Here is a 20,896-nt window from a genome sequence, read left to right as displayed (position 1 = left end):
ATATGGCGATTCGGGTGCAGACGGCTGCGTTCGATCCGGGCGTCGAAGTGAATGCCTTGCACGCTGCCAATGTGGGGGTTGGTGCGGTGGTCAGCTTCGTCGGCTATGTGCGCGACTTCAACGAGGGGCGGGAGATCGCAGGGATGTTCCTGGAACATTACCCCGGCATGACCGAGAAGGCGCTTGGCAAGATCACCGCTGAAGCCGAACAGCGCTGGCCTTTGCTCCGGCTGGACGTGCTGCATCGGGTGGGCGCTCTGGAACCGGGTGAGCCGATTGTCTTTGTCGGCGTCGCCAGCGCTCACCGGCAAGCGGCATTCGATGCCTGCGCGTTCGTGATGGACTATCTGAAAACCCGCGCACCGTTCTGGAAGAAAGAGACCTCCGGCGACGGCCCACACTGGGTCGAAGGTCGTGACAGTGATCACGCGGCGGCAGGGCGTTGGGTCGATAAGACCTGATCCCGAACGGGCTTCTTCGCGAATACACGGGCTCCTGATTTCATGGAGCAAAAAAAAGCGCATCACCGAAACCGGGATGCGCTTTTTTTGTGATGCAGTGATCTTTTACTGAGGCTGAGCGCTCTTGCGCACCACCGGTTTCAACAGCTCGGTCGGCGGCGTTTCGCAGCTGATCTTGCGGCCTAACAGCGCTTCGATCGAAGGCAACTGATAGGAGTCATCTTCCCCGGCAAAGCTGATCGAGACACCGCTGGCGCCAGCACGACCTGTACGGCCGATGCGGTGCACATAATCGTCTGGCACTTCGGGCAGGGTGAAGTTGATTACGTGGCTGATGCCGTCGATATGAATCCCGCGACCTGCGACATCGGTGGCCACCAAGACGCGGATTTTACCTTCGCGGAAGCCTTCCAGGGTCTTGATGCGTTTGTGCTGCGGGACATCGCCGGACAACTGCGCGGCATTGACGCCATCACGCACCAGACGCTCTTCGATACGCCGCACTTCATCCTTGCGGTTGGCGAAGACCATCACTCGTTCCCAGTTGTTCTCGGTCACGAGGTTGTAGAGCAGCTTGTACTTGTCGGCGGCTGCCACGGCATAGATATGCTGTTCGACCATTTCGCTGGCCACGTTTTCCGCTTCGATTTCGACGATGGACGGGTCGGTGGTCCACTGCTTGGCGAGGTTCATCACGTCTTCGGTGAAGGTCGCGGAGAACAGCAGGGTCTGGCGTTCGCCCTTGTGCGGGGTCTGGCGAATGATCTGGCGCACTTGCGGGATGAAGCCCATGTCGAGCATCCGGTCGGCTTCGTCCAGCACCATCACTTCGACCATGTCCAGGTGCACTTCGCCGCGCTGGTTGAAGTCCAGCAGGCGGCCCGGTGTGGCCACCAGAATGTCGCAGTGGCGGGCTTCCAGCTGCTTGAGCTGCTTGTCGAAGTCCATGCCACCGACGAACGTCATGACGTTGAGGCCGGTGTACTTGGTCAGGCTGGCCGCATCCTTGGCGATCTGCACCACCAGCTCACGGGTAGGGGCGATGATCAGGGCACGCGGTTCGCCCATATAGCGCTCTTTGGGCGGCGGGGTCTGTTCCAACTGCGTGATGATCGAAATCAGGAACGCGGCTGTTTTGCCGGTGCCGGTTTGCGCGCGACCGATGGCGTCTTTGCCCGCGAGGGTAAAGCCCAGTACTTCGGCCTGGATGGGCGTGCAATACGGGAAACCCAGATCGTGGATTGCATGCATCAGTTCGGGCGACAGGTTGAAATCGTGAAAGCGGGTTTTGCCTTCCTGTGGCTCTACGACAAAGTCTTCGGGCTTCCAGGCGATGACCGGTGGTTTTGGCGCGCGTTCACGACGCGGGCGCTCGGCCTTGGGTTGTTCGACTTTTGGGGATTCGATGTGCGTGTGCTGATCCTGGACAGGCGTGCTGGCAGGTACCGATTTTTTTGCGTTGTGTGGCCGTTGATCGCCCTCGGTTGGGTCGATGGCAGCAGGCGAAGGAGCGATGGGGCTGGGCGCGAGCTGCTCAGCCTCGCTTTTACCGAACATCTTTTTGAGTGCTCTGAGCACGGTCATCTCATCAATTGATTAAGGAATATACGACAGGCAGTGTAAAGCAAGAACCCGGCGCGGCGTAGTGCCATGCCAAATGCCCTACACGACATGTCAAATCAGGGCTTCTCCAGCGCGCTTCAGGTGGCATCTGTCCGCTCTGATTGAGCGATTAACGCAGCTTTTGCGCCAACCAGACGCCAATGTCGGAAATTTCCTGCGGTAACACTTCGTGGGCCATTGGGTATTCCTGCCATGTTGCGGTGACGCCCAAGGCCTTCAGGTACTCATACGCGGTGCGCCCCATGGAGTTTTGCACCACATCATCATAGTGCCCGTGCAAGCAATACACCGGGGTCCGTTGTTGGCTCGCGGAAAGGGTCATTTGATCGCTGAAGGTAGGCGCGTAAGTGGACAGTGCAAGCACACCGCCCAAGGGCCCTTGCCAGCGCAGGAATGCAGTGTGCAATACCACCGCGCCACCTTGGGAGAAGCCAGCCAGGAAGATTCGTGCCGGGTCGATGCCGCTGTCGCGCTGCTCTTCAATCAGGTTCAGGAGCATCTGAGCCGATGTCTCAAGCTGCTCGTGACTAATGGCCCGGGCCGGGCTCATGGCCAGAATGTCGTACCAACTGGGCATCTCGTAGCCACCATTTATGGTGACTGCGCGGGTCGGTGCCTGGGGCAAAACGAAGCGTGTCGTCAGCAACGTGGCTTGCAGTGTCTCAGCGACAGGCATGAAGTCGTAACGGTCGGCGCCCAAGCCATGTAACCAGATGACGCAGGCATCGGCGGTCTTGACGGGCTGGAGGGTCAAAGGGGTGGTCATGGCTGCTCCATTAGTGTGCGTGCGCTCTTTCGCAGTGCGTTAGTACAGGGCACATTCAAAAAATAGGGTTGGACGATGTCGCAAGGTTACAAGTTTTGCCGTTGATGTGTCGCTAATTCGACATTGCCAGCATGCTGGTACGGGCTTTGCTATACAACCTTCGGAGTGAATGCGCTCACCCCGGGCGGTAACACTATCAGGCGACTGATGGCCGCGGGGGAGCTTGTAACCCATGTATCAAGATTCTGCGTACGGTTCGTTCTGTACCGGACTGGTCCAGCGGACATCATGGGGGGCTTCAGTCCATTCGGCCGATTGACGGGCTGCGGGTAGGTGGTGTCGGGTAGATCTCGCACCAGACTCGTGGTCCAGGTCTTACGTCGCGTGACCCAAAAATAAGCCAGCACGGGTCATTAACGCCTCACAAGGGTGCGACGGGACTCAAGCTCCTACACAACAAAGAGCAAACTGGAGGTTTGAATGAAGATGTTGAAATCCACCCTGGCTGTACTGACGGCGGCCGCGGTTCTCGGCGTTAGCAGTTTTGCTCACGCAGGCGCCACTCTCGACGCCATTCAGAAAAAGGGTTTTGTTCAGTGCGGTGTCAGTGATGGCCTGCCAGGTTTTTCGGTTCCAGACTCGACAGGCAAGATCCTGGGGATCGACGCTGACGTTTGCCGCGCTGTCGCTGCTGCCGTCTTTGGTGACGCTACCAAGGTCAAGTTCAGCCAGTTGAACGCCAAAGAGCGCTTCACCGCGCTGCAATCGGGCGAAATCGACGTGCTGTCGCGTAACACTACCTGGACCAGCTCCCGCGACGCGGGCATGGGCCTGGTGTTTGCCGGCGTGACGTACTACGACGGCGTTGGCTTCCTGGTAAACAAAAAGCTGGGTGTTAAAAGCGCCAAGGAACTGGATGGCGCGACCATCTGTATCCAGGCCGGTACTACGACTGAGCTGAACGTTTCCGACTTCTTCCGCGCCAACAAGCTTAAATACACCCCGATCACTTTCGACACCTCTGACGAAAGCGCCAAGTCGCTGGAAAGCGGTCGTTGCGACGTGCTGACCTCCGACAAATCGCAGCTGTTCGCACAGCGCAGCAAACTGGCGAGCCCAGGCGATTACGTGGTAATGCCTGAGACTATCTCCAAAGAGCCGCTGGGCCCTGTCGTGCGTAAAGGCGACGAAGACTGGTTCTCCATCGTCAAGTGGACCCTGTTCGCCATGGTCAACGCTGAAGAGATGGGCGTTACCTCGAAAAACGTTGTAGAAGAAGCCAAAGCCAGCAAAAACCCGGACGTTGCTCGTCTGCTCGGTACTGACGGTGAGTACGGCAAAGACCTGAAACTGCCGAAAGACTGGGTCGTACAGATCGTTAAACAGGTCGGTAACTACGGCGAAGTCTTTGAGAAGAACCTCGGACAAAGCACTCCGCTGAAGATCGACCGTGGTCTGAACGCGCTGTGGAACAACGGCGGCATTCAATACGCACCTCCAGTGCGCTGATAGGCCCTGCGCTCGGTAACCTTTAACCGTTACCGAGCGTTGTTCTGTTCCAATCTTCATGGGGCACTTCATGCAAAATCAAATCGGCGCACCAAAGCAGAGGTTTTCCCTCAGCGATCCTAAAGTGCGTGCGTGGCTATTCCAGATCATCACGATTGGCGTGGTGGTCTTCATGGGTTGGTATCTGTTCGATAACACCCAGACAAACCTTCAGCATCGCGGCATCACGTCCGGGTTCGGCTTCCTTGATCGGAGCGCCGGTTTCGGCATTGCTCAACATTTGATCGATTACACCGAATCCGACACGTATGCGCGGGTGTTCGTCATCGGTCTGCTCAACACCTTGCTGGTCACGGTGATCGGTGTCGTGCTGGCGACGCTGCTGGGCTTCATCGTTGGTGTTGCCCGGTTGTCGCCTAACTGGATGATCAGCAAGCTGGCCACGGTTTACGTCGAGGTTTTCCGTAATATTCCGCCGTTGCTGCAAATTCTGTTCTGGTACTTCGCCGTCTTCCTGACCATGCCGGGTCCGCGCGGCAGCCATACCATCGGCGGTATGTTCTTTTTCAGCAATCGCGGCCTGAACATGCCGGGCGCCACCGTGACCGACGCCTTTTGGCCGTTCCTGGGCAGCGTGGTGGTGGCCGTCGTCGCTGTCATTCTGATGGTCCGCTGGGCCAATAAACGTTTCGAAGCCACCGGCGTGCCGTTCCACAAGTTCTGGGCTGGCCTGGTCTTGATGGTGGTGATTCCGGCGCTGTGCGTTCTGATATCGGGCAATCCGCTGCACTGGGAAATGCCAGAGCTCAAAGGCTTCAACTTCGTCGGCGGCTGGGTAATGATCCCGGAACTGCTGGCCCTGACCATCGCCTTGACGGTGTACACGGCGGCGTTTATCGCCGAAATCGTGCGTTCCGGGATCAAGTCGGTGAGCCACGGTCAGACCGAGGCTGCACGCTCGCTGGGCCTGCGCCCTGGCCCGACCCTGCGCAAGGTCATCATCCCGCAAGCCTTGCGGGTGATCATTCCACCGTTGACCAGCCAATACCTGAACCTGGCGAAGAACTCTTCGCTGGCGGCCGGTATCGGTTACCCGGAAATGGTCTCGTTGTTTGCTGGCACGGTGCTCAATCAGACCGGTCAGGCTATCGAGGTGATTGCGATCACCATGAGCGTTTACCTGGCGATCAGTATCAGCATTTCGCTGCTGATGAACTGGTACAACAAGCGCATTGCGCTGATCGAACGGTGAGGAAAAGCGCATGACAACCCATACTTTCAAACCCGACATGCCACCCCCCAAGCTAAGCGTGGGTGTCGTGGCGTGGATGCGGGCCAACCTGTTCTCCAGTTGGCTCAATACCCTGCTGACGCTGTTTGCTTTCTATCTGGTCTGGTTGATCGTTCCGCCCTTATTGGGATGGACGATTTTCGATGCCAACTGGGTCGGTACTACCCGCGCCGACTGCACCAAGGCCGGTGCATGCTGGGTGTTCATCGAGCAACGTTTCGGCCAGTTCATGTACGGCTACTACCCGGTCGAACTGCGCTGGCGCATCGACCTGACCGTGTTGTTGGCGGTTATCGGTGCGGCGCCCTTGTTTATCTCGAAGTTCCCACGCAAGGCCGTTTACGGACTGTGCTTTCTGGTGATCTACCCGACCGTGGCGTATTTCCTGATGCACGGCGGCACTTTCGGCCTGGCCAACGTGGCGACCAGCCAATGGGGCGGCTTGATGCTGACCCTGGTGATCGCCACCGTAGGCATCGCCGGCGCTCTGCCGCTGGGTATTGTGCTGGCCTTGGGTCGACGTTCGAAAATGCCGGCGGTGCGTGTGGTCTGCGTGACGTTCATCGAGTTCTGGCGCGGCGTTCCGTTGATTACCGTGCTGTTCATGTCCTCGGTGATGTTGCCGTTGTTCCTGCCCGAAGGCATGAGCTTCGACAAGTTGCTACGGGCCTTGATCGGGGTGATTCTGTTCCAGTCGGCCTACGTGGCTGAAGTGGTGCGCGGTGGTTTGCAAGCCATCCCCAAAGGTCAGTACGAAGCGGCCGCTGCCATGGGCCTGGGTTACTGGCGCAGCATGGGCCTGGTGATTCTGCCGCAAGCGTTGAAGCTGGTGATTCCGGGCATCGTCAACACCTTTATTGCCCTGTTCAAGGACACCAGTCTGGTGATCATCATTGGCCTGTTCGACCTGCTCAACAGCGTCAAACAAGCCGCCGCCGACCCGAAATGGCTCGGTATGGCCACCGAAGGCTATGTCTTCGCGGCCCTGGTGTTCTGGATCTTCTGTTTCGGCATGTCCCGCTACTCCATGCATTTGGAGCGTAAGTTGGACACAGGCCACAAGCGTTAGGAGTTTTGTGATGAGTGAAGCAATCAAACAGCCTCTGGGCGCTGAAGGCATGATCCAGATGCAGGGCGTGCACAAGTGGTACGGCCAGTTCCACGTGTTGAAAGACATCAACCTGAACGTCCGGCAGGGCGAGCGTATCGTATTGTGCGGACCTTCGGGGTCGGGCAAGTCGACCACGATCCGCTGTCTCAACCGTCTGGAAGAGCACCAGCAGGGTCGCATCATCGTCGACGGCACCGAGTTGACCAACGATCTAAAGCAGATCGAAGCGATTCGGCGTGAAGTCGGCATGGTGTTCCAGCACTTCAATCTGTTCCCGCACCTGACCATCTTGCAGAACTGCACGCTGGCGCCGATGTGGGTGCGCAAGCTGCCTAAGCGCAAGGCTGAAGAAATCGCCATGCATTACCTGGAGCGGGTGCGGATTCCAGAGCAGGCGCATAAATACCCTGGCCAGCTTTCCGGTGGTCAGCAGCAGCGTGTGGCGATTGCCCGCGCCCTGTGCATGAAGCCGAAAATCATGCTGTTCGATGAGCCGACCTCGGCCCTCGATCCAGAAATGGTCAAGGAAGTGCTCGACACCATGGTCAGCCTCGCCGAAGACGGTATGACCATGCTCTGCGTAACCCACGAAATGGGCTTTGCCCGTACCGTGGCGAACCGGGTGATCTTCATGGACAAGGGTGAAATCGTCGAAGAGGCCGCGCCAAACGACTTCTTTGATAATCCACAAAGCGACCGTACCAAGTTGTTCCTTAGCCAGATTTTGCACTAGTCGGTTAGGTGGGCATAAAAACCCGGGCTTAGGTCCGGGTTTTTTTTCGATTGCGTTTTGATGGGTTGGATGGCTGTGTCGAGGATGCTGTAGGGCAGAAAGTCTGACCGACGGTATTCCCGGTACGAATTGAGATAGTCAGCACGCAGGTTGCAGACTATCGTTCAGGCATCTTTCGTTGGAGTCGGGCTGTATGAGCGAAGCAAAAAGTCTGAGCGATGCCAACAGTGCAGTGATCACTGAGTTTTACCAGGCGTTCAACCGGCTGGACGCTGAGGCCATGAGCGCCTGCTACACCGAGGACGTTCTGTTCAGCGATCCGGTGTTTGGCGAGCTGCGCGGACGGCAAGCCGGTGACATGTGGCGCATGTTGACCTCGCGGGCCAAGGACTTTTCCGTGGTCTTCGATAACGTCCGTGCCGACGAGCGCACTGGCGGTGCCCATTGGGTCGCGACCTATCTGTTCAGTCAGACCGGCAACACCGTGGTCAACGATATCCAGGCGCGCTTCGTGTTTCGCGACGGAAAGATCTGCGAACATCGTGACCATTTCGACCTGTGGCGTTGGTCGCGTCAGGCCTTGGGCGCCAAAGGCCTGCTGTTGGGCTGGACACCGTTTGTGCAAAACGCGATTCGGGCTCAGGCGCAGAAAGGCCTGAAAGCTTTCCAGGCCGGGCGCTGACGCTCTGCTAAGATCGTCCGCTCGCTCTAACTGCCTGCGTTCATGACCACCATGCAAGAAGCTTCCCTCACGCCGGCCGACGATGCGCCGATGACGATCAATGCCGGCAAGCCCTGGTTCGTCTATCTGGTGCGTGCGGCCAACGGTTCGTTGTACTGCGGCATCAGTGATGATCCCCAGCGCCGGTTTGCCGCCCATCAAAGTGGCAAGGGTGCGCGGTTCTTCTATTCCAGCCCGGCGGTCGCGCTGGTCTACACCGAAGCCTGCTGCGATAAACGTGAGGCCTTGCGTCAGGAACGGTTGATCAAGCAGTTGAAAAAAAGCGCCAAGGAAGCCCTGGTATTGAGTGCGGTTGCTGATCCATCGGCGTGATGAGCGGTTATCAGGCTGACCGGGTAGGCTCGCAGGACTCAGGCAGGTAAGCTGCTGACTTTCCATCTGAAGGGCGGACCGAACATGACAGAGCTGATCCTGCACCATTACCCAGCCTCGCCGTTTTCCGAAAAAGCCCGTTTGATTCTGGGCTTCAAAGGGCTGTCGTGGCGCTCGGTGATGATCTCACCCGTCATGCCAAAGCCTGACCTGACTGCATTGACCGGGGGTTATCGCAAGACGCCGGTGCTGCAAGTGGGGGCCGATATCTATTGCGACACGGCCTTGATGGCCCGCCGTTTGGAACAGCAGAAAGCCTCACCTACGTTTTTCCCCGAAGGCCAGGAATTCACCGTGGCCAGCTTCGCTGCCTGGTCTGATTCAATCATGTTCCAGCATGCCGTGAGCCTGGTGTTCCAGCCAGAATCCATCGCCCTGCGTTTTGCCAAAGTGCCGCCCGAGGCGGTCAAAGCCTTTATTGCCGACCGTGCCGAGTTGTTCAGTGGCGGCACCGCATCACGCCTGACGCTGGAGCAGGCCAAGCATCAATGGCCGACCCTGATGTCCCGGTTGGAGCTGCAACTGGAACGCAATGGCGACTTCCTGTTCGGTGAGGCCTCCATTGCCGACTTCTCCTTGGCCCACACCCTGTGGTTTCTCAAGCAGACGCCCGTGACCGCACCGTTTGTCGATGCCTACCCGGCGGTGTCTACATGGTTGAATCGAGTGCTGGGCTTCGGTCACGGTGCGTTTAGCGACATGAGTGCCACAGACGCCCTGGAGATCGCTCGTAACGCTACGCCTGCCGCGCTGCCGGACGAGGTCTTCGAGGACCCGAACGGCTTCACCCTCGGCCAGAAAGTGGCCATCTCCGCCGTTGACTACGGCGTCGATCCGGTGGAAGGCGAGTTAGTCTTTGCGGGTCGTGAAGAGCTGATTCTGCGTCGCGAGGACGAGCGCGCAGGTGTGGTGCATGTGCACTTTCCGCGCTTTGGATTTCGGATCGAGGCGCGCTGAGCAGAAAGTCCCGCGCCCGCTTTCGGGCACTGCTGACATCACTTCAATGCCGCCAGGATCGCTTCCGGGCTGAATCCCCTGATCAACGTGCCATTCACGTCGATCAGCGGGATGCCGCGTCCTCCCAACGCCTCATAGGCCTTGCGCCCTTCGGCTGACTTCTCGATATCAAACTCTTTGTACGGGATGCCTTTGCTGTCGAGAAAACGTCGGGTCTTTTTGCAGTAGCCGCACCAGTCAGTGGCGTACAGCACGACGTTGGCCTGCGCCTGACGTTGAGTCGCCACTGCCGAGGACGGCGAGAACAGGTGCTCGATCTTGCCCCAGTTCTGGTAAGCCACAACCACCAGCATGATCAGCAGAAACTTTTTCAGCGTGCGCGTCAGCATCTGCCAGAGCCCTTTTTAATCATCACCGACGCTTCAACTGGTCAGTGAGTTGGGTGGGCAGACCTTTGATGATCAAGGTGCCAGCCTCTTCGTCGTACTCGATTTTATCGCCCAGCAAATGGGCCTCGAAGCTGATCGACAGACCCTCTGCGCGGCCGGTGAAGCGACGGAACTGATTCAGGGTGCGCTTATCCGCCGGGATCTCCGGAGACAGGCCGTAGTCCTTGTTGCGGATGTGTTCGTAGAACGCGCGTGGGCGTTCTTCGTCGATCAGCCCTGAAAGCACTTCCAGGCCCATGGGCTCGCCGATCTTGCTTTGGCTGCTGGCGTAGTCGACCAGTGTCTTGGTCTTCTCGCGGGCGGACTCTTCCGGCAGGTCTTCGCTCTCCACGAAGTCGCTGAAGGCCTTGAGCAGGGTGCGGGTTTCGCCCGGACCATCGACACCTTCCTGGCAGCCGATGAAGTCACGGAAGTATTCCGAAACCTTTTTGCCGTTCTTGCCCTTGATGAAGGAAATGTACTGCTTGGACTGCTTGTTGTTCTGCCACTCGGAAATATTCACCCGTGCGGCCAGGTGCAATTGGCCCAGGTCCAGATGGCGCGACGGCGTCACGTCCAGTTCGGCATTCACTGCCACGCCTTCACTGTGGTGCAACAGGGCGATGGCCAGGTAGTCGGTCATGCCTTGTTGGTAGTGGGCGAACAAAACGTGGCCGCCGACCGAGAGGTTGGATTCTTCCATCAGCTTCTGCAGGTGCTCGACGGCGACCCGACTGAATGCGGTGAAATCCTTGCCGCCTTCCAGGTATTCCTTCAACCAGCCGCTGAAAGGGTGCGCGCCGGATTCGGCGTGGAAAAACCCCCAGGCTTTGCCTTGCTTGGCGTTATAGCTCTCGTTGAGGTCGGCGAGCATGTGCTCGATGGCCTGGGACTCAGCGAGTTCGGAGTCGCGCGCATGCAGGACTGCTGGCGTACCGTCGGGTTTTTTGTCGATCAGGTGGACGATGCAATGACGGATCGGCATGGGCTTCTCGGCTGGGGTAAACGGATGATGAAGCGCTGCGGTGGAGCCCGCGCTCAATTCAAGGTCGGGCAGTGTAACGCACCTTGGGCACTGCCAGAACGCCTCGCAAGACACGGGTTTTGGCCTGAATCAGGCGTTTGCCCTGTATTTTTCATGCTCTAACGCTCTAAAGCTGACCAAATGGGTAGGTAGGTGCGGATATTTGATCGTCTCTGTGCTAGTTTTGCCCGGTCTTGCGCACTTGAAGGGCGCTAAGCATGCAGTTTGTAAGCGTCAGGTCGAACCAAAGCCCGGTTTCAGTATCTACATTTCGCGATTAATCGTGGCTGCTACTGGAGGGCCGGATTCATTGTCTGGCCCCAGGCCGATGCCGCATTCTGCAATCCACATGAATTTGATAGGGAAGGAACACCACCATGGCTCTGACTAAAGACCAATTGATCGCCGATATCGCTGAAGCTATCGACGCGCCAAAAACCACCGCGCGTAATGCTCTTGAGCAATTGGGCCAGATTGTTGCTGACCAACTGGAAAATGGCGCTGAAATCACTTTGCCAGGCATTGGCAAATTGAAAGTGACCGAGCGTCCAGCTCGCACCGGCCGTAACCCGTCGACGGGCGCTGCCATCGAAATCGCTGCCAAAAAAGTGATCAAGTTCGTGCCTGCCAAAGGGTTGACCGATTCGGTTAACAAGTAAGCCGAAGCTGCCTTAAGGGCAGTTTTTACTTGCTGTAAAAAAGCCGTGCTCCGGATCGCTCCGGGCACGGCTTTTTCAGGCCTGCGGTAAACCCATCCAGCGTGAACTCAGCTTTTGGCCGATGCCCAGCGCTCCAGGCGCCATGCTTGCTGCTGTGCTTTGTCGAGGAAAGTCCAGGCAACGAAGCGGCTCTGCTTCTGGCCTTGTGACATTTCCACCACGTGGCTTTCCACAACCCCGGCCTTTTTCAGCGTGCTTTGAATCGAGGCCAGGTTGGAAGCCTTCGATACCAGCGTGCTGAACCAGAATACCTGCCGCGGTACCTGCTTGCTCTCGTTGATCAGTTGCGTCACGAAGCCAATTTCGCCGCCTTCGCACCACAATTCCTGCGACTGCCCACCAAAGTTCAAGACCGGCAATTTGCGCTTGGGATCAGCTTTGCCGAGGGCGCGCCATTTGCGTTGACTGCCGCGTTGCGCTTCGTCGATTGAGGCGTGGAACGGCGGGTTGCATACGCTCAGGTCGAAACGTTCGTCGCTGCGCAGCAGGTCCAGAAGGATGTGCGAGCGATTGCTTTGCAGGCGCAGGCTGATGGCTTTGCTCAGGCCATTGGACTTGACGATGGCAGTAGCGGCTGCAACGGCAGTCGGATCGATCTCCGAGCCAAGGAATTGCCAGCCGTAGTCGCTGTGACCGATCAACGGATAGACGCAGTTGGCGCCCATGCCGATATCCAGCGCACGAATCGACGCACCGCGCGGGATAACGCCGTCGTTGCTGCTGGCCAACAGGTCAGCGATGAAGTGCAGGTAATCGGCACGTCCTGGAATCGGCGGGCAAAGATAGTCCGCCGGGATATCCCAGTGGGCAACGCCATAATAGGACTTGAGCAAGGCCCGGTTGAACACCCGCACGGCAGTCGGGTTGGCGAAGTCGATGCTTTCCTTGCCATACGGATTGATGACCACGAATTCGCCCAGTTCCGGGCTGCTTTTGATCAACTGCGCAAAATCGTAACGGCCTTGATGGCGGTTGCGGGGATGCAGGGTCGCTTTTTCACGGGGCTCGGCGGGTTTGTTGGATGCTTTAGGTGTGCGTGGAGCTGTCATGAGGAGTCAATTCTGTGAAGTGTAGGCGTAGCCCTGTAGGAGCTGCCGAAGGCTGCGATAAGGTTGGAACAACCTTCGCTTGTTTAAGACCACGACCGCTTCGCAGTCGATCGCAGCCTTCGGCAGCTCCTACAGGGTGCCACTGGCTCGCTTGCGAGCCAGTCTTACTGGTCGCCCTTACAAACTGGCGATCCGTGCGTGTTGCTCAGCCAGCTTGCCCAAAGCCTGTTCGGCTTCGGCCATTTTGGCGCGTTCTTTGGCGATGACTTCAGGCGGAGCCTTGTCGACGAAGGCTGCGTTGGACAGCTTGCCGCCGACGCGTTGCACTTCACCTTGCAGGCGCAGGATTTCTTTGTCCAGTCGCGCCAGCTCGGCGGCCTTGTCAATCAAGCCGGCCATTGGCACCAGCACTTCCATCTCGCCCACCAGCGCTGTGGCAGACAGCGGCGCTTCTACGCCCTCAGCCAACACGGTGATGGATTCGAGCTTGGCCAGTTTTTTCAACAGGTAGTCGTTTTCGGTCAGGCGACGCTGATCTTCGGCGCTGACGTTCTTGAGGAACAATTGCAGCGGCTTGCCTGGACCGATGTTCATTTCCCCGCGAATGTTGCGGGTGCCGAGCATCAGGCCCTTGAGCCACTCGATATCGTCTTCGGCGGCCTGATCGATGCGTGCCTCGTTGGCCACTGGCCACGGTTGCAGCATGATCGTCTTGCCGCTCACGCCAGCCAGTGGCGCCAGGCGCTGCCAGATTTCTTCGGTGATGAAGGGCATGAACGGGTGAGCCAGACGCAAAGCGACTTCCAGTACCCGTACCAGCGTACGGCGGGTGCCGCGCTGACGCTCGACCGGTGCGGTTTCGTCCCACAATACCGGCTTGGAGAGTTCCAGGTACCAGTCGCAATACTGGTTCCAGATGAACTCATACAATGCCTGTGCCGCGAGGTCGAAGCGGAACTGGTCGAGGTGTCGGGTCACTTCGCTTTCAGTGCGTTGCAGCTGGGAGATGATCCAGCGATCCGCCAGCGACAGCTCTACCGCTTCGCCGTTCTGGCCGCAGTCTTCACCCTTGTCCAGAACGTAGCGTGCGGCGTTCCAGATCTTGTTGCAGAAGTTGCGATAGCCTTCGACGCGGCCCATGTCGAACTTGATGTCGCGGCCGGTGGAGGCCAGCGAGCAGAACGTAAAGCGCAGGGCGTCGGTGCCATAGCTGGCGATACCGTCGGCGAATTCCTCGCGGGTCTGCTTTTCGATTTTCTTCAGCAGTTTCGGCTGCATCAGCCCGGTGGTGCGCTTGGCGACCAGGTCTTCGAGTTCGATGCCGTCGATGATGTCCAGTGGGTCAAGGACGTTGCCCTTGGACTTGGACATCTTTTGACCCTGGCCGTCGCGTACCAGACCATGCACGTACACGGTCTTGAACGGAACCTGCGGCGTGCCGTCTTCGTTTTTCACCAAATGCATGGTCAGCATGATCATCCGGGCGACCCAGAAGAAAATGATGTCGAAGCCGGTGACCAGTACGTCGGTGGAGTGGAAGGTCTTGAGTGCTTCGGTTTTTTCCGGCCAACCCAATGTCGAAAAGGTCCAAAGCCCAGAGCTGAACCATGTGTCGAGAACGTCGTTGTCCTGTTGCAGGGCGATGTCCGGGCCCAGGTTGTGCTTGGCGCGCACTTCGGCTTCGTCGCGGCCGACATAGACTTTGCCGGACTCGTCGTACCAGGCCGGGATGCGGTGGCCCCACCAGAGTTGACGGCTGATGCACCAGTCCTGAATGTCGCGCATCCACGAGAAGTACATGTTTTCGTACTGCTTGGGCACGAAGGCGATGCGGCCATCTTCCACGGCAGCGATGGCGGGTTCGGCCAACGGCTTGGTGGAGACGTACCACTGGTCGGTGAGCCACGGCTCGATGATGGTCCCGGAGCGGTCGCCCTTTGGCACTTTCAGCGCGTGGTCATCGACACTGACCAGCAAACCCATTTCATCGAGGGCAGCTACGATCTGCTTGCGCGCTTCGAAACGATCGAGACCGGCGTAGGCTGCGGGCAGCGTGCCATCCACTTGATCGTTGAGCGTGCCGTCGATGTTGAACACCTGCGCGACAGGCAGCACGGCGGCGTTCTTGTCGAAGATGTTCAGCAGCGGCAGATTGTGGCGCTTGCCGACTTCATAGTCGTTGAAATCGTGGGCCGGTGTGATCTTCACGCAGCCGGTGCCGAATTCAGGATCGCAGTAATCATCAGCGATGATCGGGATACGGCGGCCAACCAGTGGCAGCTCGACGAACTTGCCGATCAGGGCTTTGTAGCGCTCGTCTTCCGGGTTAACCGCTACAGCGGCGTCGCCCAGCATGGTTTCCGGACGGGTGGTGGCAACGACCAGGTAATCCAGGCCGTCAGCGGTTTGAGCGCCGTCAGCCAGTGGATAACGCAGGTTCCACAGGTGACCTTTCTCGTCGTGGTTTTCCACTTCCAGATCGGAGATCGCCGTGTGCAGCTTGGTGTCCCAGTTGACCAGACGCTTGCCGCGATAGATCAAGCCGTCTTCATGCAGGCGCACGAAGGCTTCTTTGACGGCATCGGACAGGCCGTCGTCCATGGTGAAACGCTCGCGGTTCCAGTCCACGGATGAACCCAGGCGGCGGATCTGCCGGCTGATGTTGCCGCCTGACTGATCCTTCCATTCCCAGATTTTTTCGAGGAATTTTTCACGGCCCAGGTCGTGACGGCTCAGGCCTTGAGCTTCGATCTGGCGCTCTACCAGCATCTGCGTGGCGATACCGGCGTGGTCGGTACCCGGCTGCCACAGGGTGTTGCGACCCTGCATGCGACGGAAACGGATCAGGGCGTCCATGATCGCGTTATTGAAGCCGTGACCCATGTGCAGGCTGCCGGTGACGTTCGGCGGCGGGATCATGATGGTGTATGCGTCACCCGTGCCTTGCGGAGCGAAATAGTTCTCGGACTCCCAGGTCTGGTACCAGGAAGTTTCAATAGCGTGCGGCTGGTAGGTCTTATCCATGCGCGGCGGGACCCTAATAGGCATTAATTCAGGAAAGCCGACAAGTATAACGGGGATGAACAGCGGGGCGTAGAGCGAGGCGATCACCAGCGGGATAAAAGTGCTGGTTCGTGGGGTGTGCAGGCGCGGGCAAGCCCGCTCCTGCACGGGTAAACAGTTGCTCAGCTCTGATATTGACTTAACAACCGTTCCATCCGCGCATCAAGGCGGCGTTTGATTTCGGTTTCTATGTGCGGGGCGAAGTCGTCAATGACGTCTTGCATGATCAATTGCGCAGCGGCGCGCAATTCGCTTTCCAGGTGCAACAGGCGATCCGGGTTGGCGCTGACAGGTTCGGGTTGTGCCACCGGAGGTTCTGGCGTCAGGGTCGGAATGTCCGCCTCTTCGACATCGGTGTCATCCGCGTCGGTGTGTGCCGTCGCCTGAGCGCCCACCACGTTGAACAGTAACGGAATCTGTACGTCGCTGGTGACCGAGTCGGTCAACAACGGCGGCTGCAGGGAGTCATCGCCGAGCAATTGGCGGATCGACTCGAGGTCATCCAGCAGATGCGCGGAGTCTTTCAGGGGTTTTTGAGTATCCATCGTGTGCTCAGAGACGCTGTAGCCGGTGATCTTGCAGAGGATAGCCCTGTTCACGATAGAAGCGGAAGCTCTCTCGTGCGGCCTGACGAATCGCCGGGTCTTCTACCACGACTTCCGCCACGCGGGCAAAGCGCTTGAAAAATTCGGGGATGCGCAGGTCCAGATTGACCAGCAGATCCTGATGGTGACCTGGGTCATCGCCCAGGCCTAAAACGACGGGCGCGTCCTGATCGTCTTCCGCCGCGCCATGGGGCACGAAGCTTTCGCCCTTGAAGCGCCACAGCCTGGCGTCGAGGTCGTCGCGTTGGGCGGCATCGCTGCAATGGATGTACACCCGATGGCCCAGGCGCCAGGCCTTTTCGCTGAGTTTGCAGGCGAAGTCCAGGCGTGCCAGCGGGTCAGCGCTGGGCAGGATATAAAAATCGACTTGAGTCATGTCAGTTCCAGAGCGCAGGGCGTATCAGCCAGACGGCCGATACGCCCTCAAGCGTTTTATGCGCCAGCGCGGTCGAGCAGGTATTGAGTCAGCAGCGGAACCGGGCGGCCAGTAGCGCCCTTGTCCTTGCCGCCGCTCAGCCATGCAGTGCCCGCGATGTCCAGGTGGGCCCAGTTGTAGGCCTTGGCAAAGCGTGACAAGAAGCAGCCTGCGGTGATCGAGCCGCCTTTAGGGCCGCCAATGTTGGCAATGTCGGCGAACGGGCTGTCAAGTTGCTCTTGGTATTCCTCGAACAATGGCAATTGCCAGGCGCGGTCGTCGGCCTTTTTGCCGGCGTCGAGCAACTGTCCGATCAGCGCGTCGTTGTTGCCCATCAGCCCGGAGGTGTGGCCGCCCAATGCAACGATGCAGGCGCCGGTCAGGGTGGCGATGTCGATCACCGCTTGTGGTTTGAAGCGTTCGGCGTAGGTCAGGGTGTCGCACAGCACCAGACGGCCTTCGGCGTCGGTGTTGAGGATCTCGACGGTCTGACCGCTCATGGTGCTGACAATATCGCCCGGACGAGTAGCGTTGCCGCCTGGCATGTTCTCGGCGCAAGCCAGCAGGCACACCAGGTTGATTGGCAGTTTCAGCTCAAGCACGGCGCGCAGGGTGCCGAACACGCTGGCGGCGCCGCACATGTCGTACTTCATTTCGTCCATGCCTGCGGCAGGCTTGATGCTGATGCCGCCGGTGTCGAAGGTGACGCCCTTGCCGACCAGCACATGCGGCTGGTCGCTCTTCTTGCCGCCCTGATAATTCATCACGATCAGGCGGGGCGGTTGTTCGCTGCCCTGGGCTACAGCCAGGAAAGCGCCCATGCCCAGTTCCTTGAGCTTCTTCTCGTCGAGGATGTCGACTTTGAGATGCTTGTGTTCCTTGCCCAGCGCTTTCGCTTCTTCGGCCAGGTAGCTTGGGTGGCAGATGTTGGGCGGCAGATTGCCCAGGTCGCGGGTGAAGGCCATGCCAGTGGCGATAGCGGCGGCGTGAGTTGCGGCGCGCTCGGTGTCAGCCAGTGCTGCCTTGCTGGTCAGTAAGGTGATTTTCTTCAGGGCGCGCGGCTCGGCTTTCTGGCTTTTGAAACGGTCGAACACATATTCGCCATCGGCCAGGGTCTCTACCAGCAGGCGCACTTTGCCGTAGGTGTCGCGATTCTTGACCGCAAGATCGCCGAGGGCAATGACCGCATCGCTGCCGCCCAGGCCTTTAAGCACGTTTAGCGCGCCGGTGACGACTTTGCGGAACTGACGGTCAGACAGTTCGGCGTCTTTACCCACGCCGACCAACAGCACGCGTTCGGCTTTGAGGTTGGGCAGGGTGTGCAGCAGCAGGCTTTGGCCGACTTTACCAGGCAGGTCGCCACGTTTCAGCGCCGCAGTAATCGCGCCGCCGCTGAGGGTATCGAGCTTTGTTGCTGCGTCGCTGAGGATGCGGTCTTCAGTGACTGCGACTACCAGCGTGGCGGTTTTCAAGGTTTCTGGACTAACGCTCTTTACAACAAATTCCATGTCGGGGTCCCCGAATAAACTGTGAGTTTTCGTAGAATAAGTGACATGCGCGGCCACAGAGAGGTGTCTCGAATCTGTGACGCCTGCTACAAGGCCCGCAGTTTGACCCTGACGCACGGACCCTGACAACCCTTCGCGCGATACGTTTACATGCAGTCCTGACGTTGTCGTATCGAGCGTATCAGCCTTCTATAGAGAAGGCGCAGTGACAGGGACCCTCAATCACAGGATAATGCCGCATATTTTTTAGGCGGGTCGCTTCTGCGAGCCGGTTATCACTGTGGCTGATTCGCTTTCTTTGTTTGGCCCCCTGCGCCTGACAACCCTGGAGTGTCTGGTTTGATCGTCTTTCGTTATCTGTCCCGAGAAGTGCTGGTTACCTTGAGCGCGGTCAGCGCCGTGTTGTTGGTAATCATCATGAGCGGACGCTTCATCAAATACCTGGCTCAAGCCGCATCGGGTGTCCTCGACCCTGGTGTGTTGTTCATGATCATGGGCTTTCGTCTGCCCGGCTTCATGCAACTGATCCTGCCACTGGGCTTGTTCCTGGGCATTCTTCTGGCATACGGACGGCTTTATCTGGAAAGCGAGATGACCGTTCTGGCCGCTACCGGCATGAGCCAGCAACGTTTGCTGTGGATGACCATGGCGCCCGCGACTCTGGTTGCGCTGTTAGTCACCTGGCTGAGCCTGGGGCTGGCGCCGCAAGGGGCTGCGCAGGTCTCGATGATCGTCAATCAGCAAGACGCACTGACCGAATTCGACACACTGGTTCCCGGCCGTTTCCAGGCGCTGCGCGACGGCACCCGGATCACCTACACAGAGACACTGTCAGACGACCGCGCGCTTCTGGGTGGGGTGTTCATTTCCGAGAAGCGCGTGTCCCAGAACGGTGCCAAGGATCCGGGGATCTCGGTACTGGTTGCTGAAAAGGGACGCCAGGAGGTCAAGGCTGATGGCCGCCGTTATCTGATTCTGGAAAACGGTTATCGCTATGACGGCAATCCTGGCGAGGCCAATTACCGCGCAATCAAGTACGACACGTACGGTGCGCTGTTGCCCAAGCCCGAGATCAGCGAGGAGGTCACCGACCGCGAGGCGATTCCGACCCGTGATTTGTTCGGCAGTGACAATCCCCGTTACAAAGCCGAGTTGCAGTGGCGGCTCGCGCTGCCCTTGCTGGTGTTTATCGTGACATTGATCGCGGTGCCGCTGTCCCGGGCCAACCCGCGTCAGGGCCGTTTCCTCAAGCTGCTGCCGGCGATTCTTCTGTATATGGCTTATCTGACCATTTTGATTGCTGCTCGCGGTGCGCTGGAGCGGGGCAAGATTCCAATGAGCCTTGGCCTTTGGTGGGTGCATCTGCTGTTTTTGGGCATCGGGCTGCTATTGCTTTACTGGGAAACCCTGCGATTGAAGTTTGCGAGTCGCCGCAGCACGCAGGAGGTGGCCCATGGTTAAAATCGACCGCTACATCGGCAAGAGTGTTTTAGTCGCGATCCTGGGCGTGCTCGGGGTCATTCTTGGGCTGGCCTCGTTGTTTGCGTTCATCGATGAGATGAACGAGATCAGTGACACCTACACGCTGGCCAATGCTGGCTCTTTCGTGTTGCTGACTGCGCCACGCCGTATCTACGAGATGTTGCCGATGGCTGCGCTGATTGGTTGCCTGGTCGGCCTTGGCGGCCTGGCGAGCAGCAGCGAGCTGACAATCATGCGCGCAGCCGGTGTGTCCATCGGGCGCATTGTCTGGGCCGTGATGAAGCCAATGCTGGTGCTGATGATCGCTGGCTTGTTGCTGGGCGAGTATGTCGCGCCGCCCGCTGAAAACCTGGCTCAGTCAAACCGGTCCCTGGCTCAGGGCGGCGGCGACTCGCAAAGTGGCCGGCACGGTGTGTGGCATCGTCAGGGTGAAGAGTTCATTCACATCAACACCGTGCAACCCAACGGTGTGCTGTACGGCGTGACCCGCTATCGTTTCGACAATGAACGCCACATGCAAATCGCAAGTTTTGCCAAGCGGGCGAAATTCGACACTGACCATTGGCAGCTGGAAGAGCTCATTACCACGGTTTTCCACGCCGACAGTACTGAAGTCGTCAATACCCCGTCCGAGCGTTGGGACGTGTCCCTCAGCCCGCAACTGCTCAGCACGCTGGTCTTGCCCCCGGATTCGCTGTCGATTACCGGCTTGTGGAGTTACGCGCATTACCTGGCTGAACAGGGTTTGAACAACGGCCGTTACTGGTTGGCGTTCTGGACCAAGGTCCTGCAGCCGCTGGTCACAGTGGCGTTGGTACTGATGGCGATCTCATTCATCTTCGGCCCATTGCGCTCGGTGACCCTGGGTCAACGGGTGTTCACCGGCGTGCTGGTCGGGTTCACCTTCCGCATTGCCCAGGACCTGCTGGGGCCGTCGAGTCTGGTGTTCGGATTCTCACCACTGTTCGCTGTGCTGGTGCCCTCCGGGATCTGTGCCGTGGCCGGGATCTGGCTGTTGCGTCGGGCGGGTTAGAAAAA

20 protein-coding genes are annotated in these 20,896 nt (G+C 58.6%); 11 read left to right on the top strand and 9 right to left on the bottom strand.

Annotated features, from left to right (window positions below; genetic code table 11):
• Positions 1–2: 2 nt before the first annotated feature.
• A complete protein-coding gene (gene moaE, locus AC1MEA_RS02400; protein WP_480916558.1) occupies positions 3–461 on the top strand; it encodes a molybdopterin synthase catalytic subunit MoaE in 459 nt (152 codons plus the stop codon).
• Positions 462–566: 105 nt separating this feature from the next.
• Here moaE and rhlB read toward each other — a convergent pair whose 3' ends face one another.
• Positions 567–2,045 (bottom strand): ATP-dependent RNA helicase RhlB, encoded by a 1,479-nt coding sequence (rhlB, locus tag AC1MEA_RS02395; RefSeq protein WP_219060919.1) that lies wholly within the window; start codon positions 2,043–2,045, stop codon positions 567–569.
• Between the two features lie 148 nt (positions 2,046–2,193).
• A complete protein-coding gene (locus AC1MEA_RS02390; protein WP_219060920.1) occupies positions 2,194–2,850 on the bottom strand; it encodes an alpha/beta hydrolase in 657 nt (218 codons plus the stop codon).
• A gap of 480 nt (positions 2,851–3,330) precedes the next feature.
• Here AC1MEA_RS02390 and AC1MEA_RS02385 point away from each other — a divergent pair, with 480 nt between their 5' ends.
• From AC1MEA_RS02385 to AC1MEA_RS02355, 7 genes are all read left to right on the top strand, one after another.
• Entirely contained in the window at positions 3,331–4,359 is a 1,029-nt protein-coding gene (locus AC1MEA_RS02385) for an amino acid ABC transporter substrate-binding protein (protein ID WP_219060921.1), read from the top strand.
• Positions 4,360–4,429: 70 nt separating this feature from the next.
• A complete protein-coding gene (locus tag AC1MEA_RS02380) occupies positions 4,430–5,611 on the top strand; it encodes an amino acid ABC transporter permease (protein WP_480916556.1) in 1,182 nt (393 codons plus the stop codon).
• 10 nt (positions 5,612–5,621) lie between these two features.
• Positions 5,622–6,719, top strand: a complete 1,098-nt coding sequence (locus tag AC1MEA_RS02375; RefSeq protein ID WP_219060923.1) for an amino acid ABC transporter permease — start codon at positions 5,622–5,624, stop codon at positions 6,717–6,719.
• Between the two features lie 10 nt (positions 6,720–6,729).
• Complete coding sequence (locus AC1MEA_RS02370) at positions 6,730–7,494, top strand: amino acid ABC transporter ATP-binding protein (RefSeq protein WP_480916554.1); 765 nt, start codon at positions 6,730–6,732, stop codon at positions 7,492–7,494.
• A gap of 211 nt (positions 7,495–7,705) precedes the next feature.
• Positions 7,706–8,176, top strand: a complete 471-nt coding sequence (locus AC1MEA_RS02365) for a nuclear transport factor 2 family protein (RefSeq protein ID WP_480918091.1) — start codon at positions 7,706–7,708, stop codon at positions 8,174–8,176.
• Between the two features lie 51 nt (positions 8,177–8,227).
• Positions 8,228–8,548: a GIY-YIG nuclease family protein gene (locus AC1MEA_RS02360; RefSeq protein ID WP_449633058.1), complete on the top strand. Its 321-nt coding sequence runs from the start codon at positions 8,228–8,230 to the stop codon at positions 8,546–8,548.
• Between the two features lie 84 nt (positions 8,549–8,632).
• Positions 8,633–9,565: a glutathione S-transferase family protein gene (locus AC1MEA_RS02355; RefSeq protein ID WP_480916552.1), complete on the top strand. Its 933-nt coding sequence runs from the start codon at positions 8,633–8,635 to the stop codon at positions 9,563–9,565.
• 38 nt (positions 9,566–9,603) lie between these two features.
• On the opposite strand, the gene AC1MEA_RS02350 is transcribed toward AC1MEA_RS02355, so the two are convergent.
• On the bottom strand, positions 9,604–9,954 hold the full coding sequence (locus AC1MEA_RS02350) for a glutaredoxin family protein (RefSeq protein ID WP_219060933.1): 351 nt from the start codon (positions 9,952–9,954) through the stop codon (positions 9,604–9,606).
• A 22-nt stretch (positions 9,955–9,976) separates the two neighbouring features.
• Complete coding sequence (yejK, locus tag AC1MEA_RS02345; RefSeq protein WP_219060934.1) at positions 9,977–10,978, bottom strand: nucleoid-associated protein YejK; 1,002 nt, start codon at positions 10,976–10,978, stop codon at positions 9,977–9,979.
• 416 nt (positions 10,979–11,394) lie between these two features.
• Here yejK and AC1MEA_RS02340 point away from each other — a divergent pair, with 416 nt between their 5' ends.
• On the top strand, positions 11,395–11,676 hold the full coding sequence (locus tag AC1MEA_RS02340; protein WP_219060935.1) for an HU family DNA-binding protein: 282 nt from the start codon (positions 11,395–11,397) through the stop codon (positions 11,674–11,676).
• A gap of 107 nt (positions 11,677–11,783) precedes the next feature.
• Here the strand turns inward: AC1MEA_RS02340 and rlmF are convergent, their stop codons facing one another.
• The 5 genes from rlmF to AC1MEA_RS02315 all read right to left on the bottom strand — a co-directional run bounded on the left by rlmF (position 11,784) and on the right by AC1MEA_RS02315 (position 18,376).
• On the bottom strand, positions 11,784–12,785 hold the full coding sequence (gene rlmF / locus AC1MEA_RS02335; protein WP_480916550.1) for a 23S rRNA (adenine(1618)-N(6))-methyltransferase RlmF: 1,002 nt from the start codon (positions 12,783–12,785) through the stop codon (positions 11,784–11,786).
• A gap of 177 nt (positions 12,786–12,962) precedes the next feature.
• Positions 12,963–15,809, bottom strand: a complete 2,847-nt coding sequence (locus AC1MEA_RS02330; RefSeq protein WP_219060937.1) for a valine--tRNA ligase — start codon at positions 15,807–15,809, stop codon at positions 12,963–12,965.
• Between the two features lie 161 nt (positions 15,810–15,970).
• Complete coding sequence (locus AC1MEA_RS02325; protein ID WP_480916548.1) at positions 15,971–16,393, bottom strand: DNA polymerase III subunit chi; 423 nt, start codon at positions 16,391–16,393, stop codon at positions 15,971–15,973.
• Between the two features lie 7 nt (positions 16,394–16,400).
• Positions 16,401–16,829, bottom strand: a complete 429-nt coding sequence (locus AC1MEA_RS02320) for a DNA polymerase III subunit chi (RefSeq protein ID WP_219060939.1) — start codon at positions 16,827–16,829, stop codon at positions 16,401–16,403.
• Positions 16,830–16,885: 56 nt separating this feature from the next.
• On the bottom strand, positions 16,886–18,376 hold the full coding sequence (locus tag AC1MEA_RS02315; protein WP_480916546.1) for a leucyl aminopeptidase: 1,491 nt from the start codon (positions 18,374–18,376) through the stop codon (positions 16,886–16,888).
• Between the two features lie 339 nt (positions 18,377–18,715).
• On the opposite strand from AC1MEA_RS02315, the gene lptF reads away from it, so the two are divergent.
• Positions 18,716–19,837: an LPS export ABC transporter permease LptF gene (gene lptF / locus AC1MEA_RS02310; RefSeq protein WP_480916544.1), complete on the top strand. Its 1,122-nt coding sequence runs from the start codon at positions 18,716–18,718 to the stop codon at positions 19,835–19,837.
• A complete protein-coding gene (gene lptG, locus AC1MEA_RS02305; RefSeq protein ID WP_449633052.1) occupies positions 19,830–20,891 on the top strand; it encodes an LPS export ABC transporter permease LptG in 1,062 nt (353 codons plus the stop codon). Before lptF ends, lptG begins: the two co-directional genes overlap by 8 nt.
• The last annotated feature ends 5 nt before the right edge of the window (positions 20,892–20,896 follow it).

The sequence above is a fragment of the Pseudomonas sp. ASL8 genome (assembly GCF_056680355.1).
The sequence above is the reverse complement of the archived record's forward strand: the minus strand, read 5'-3'. Positions and strand labels throughout refer to the sequence as shown.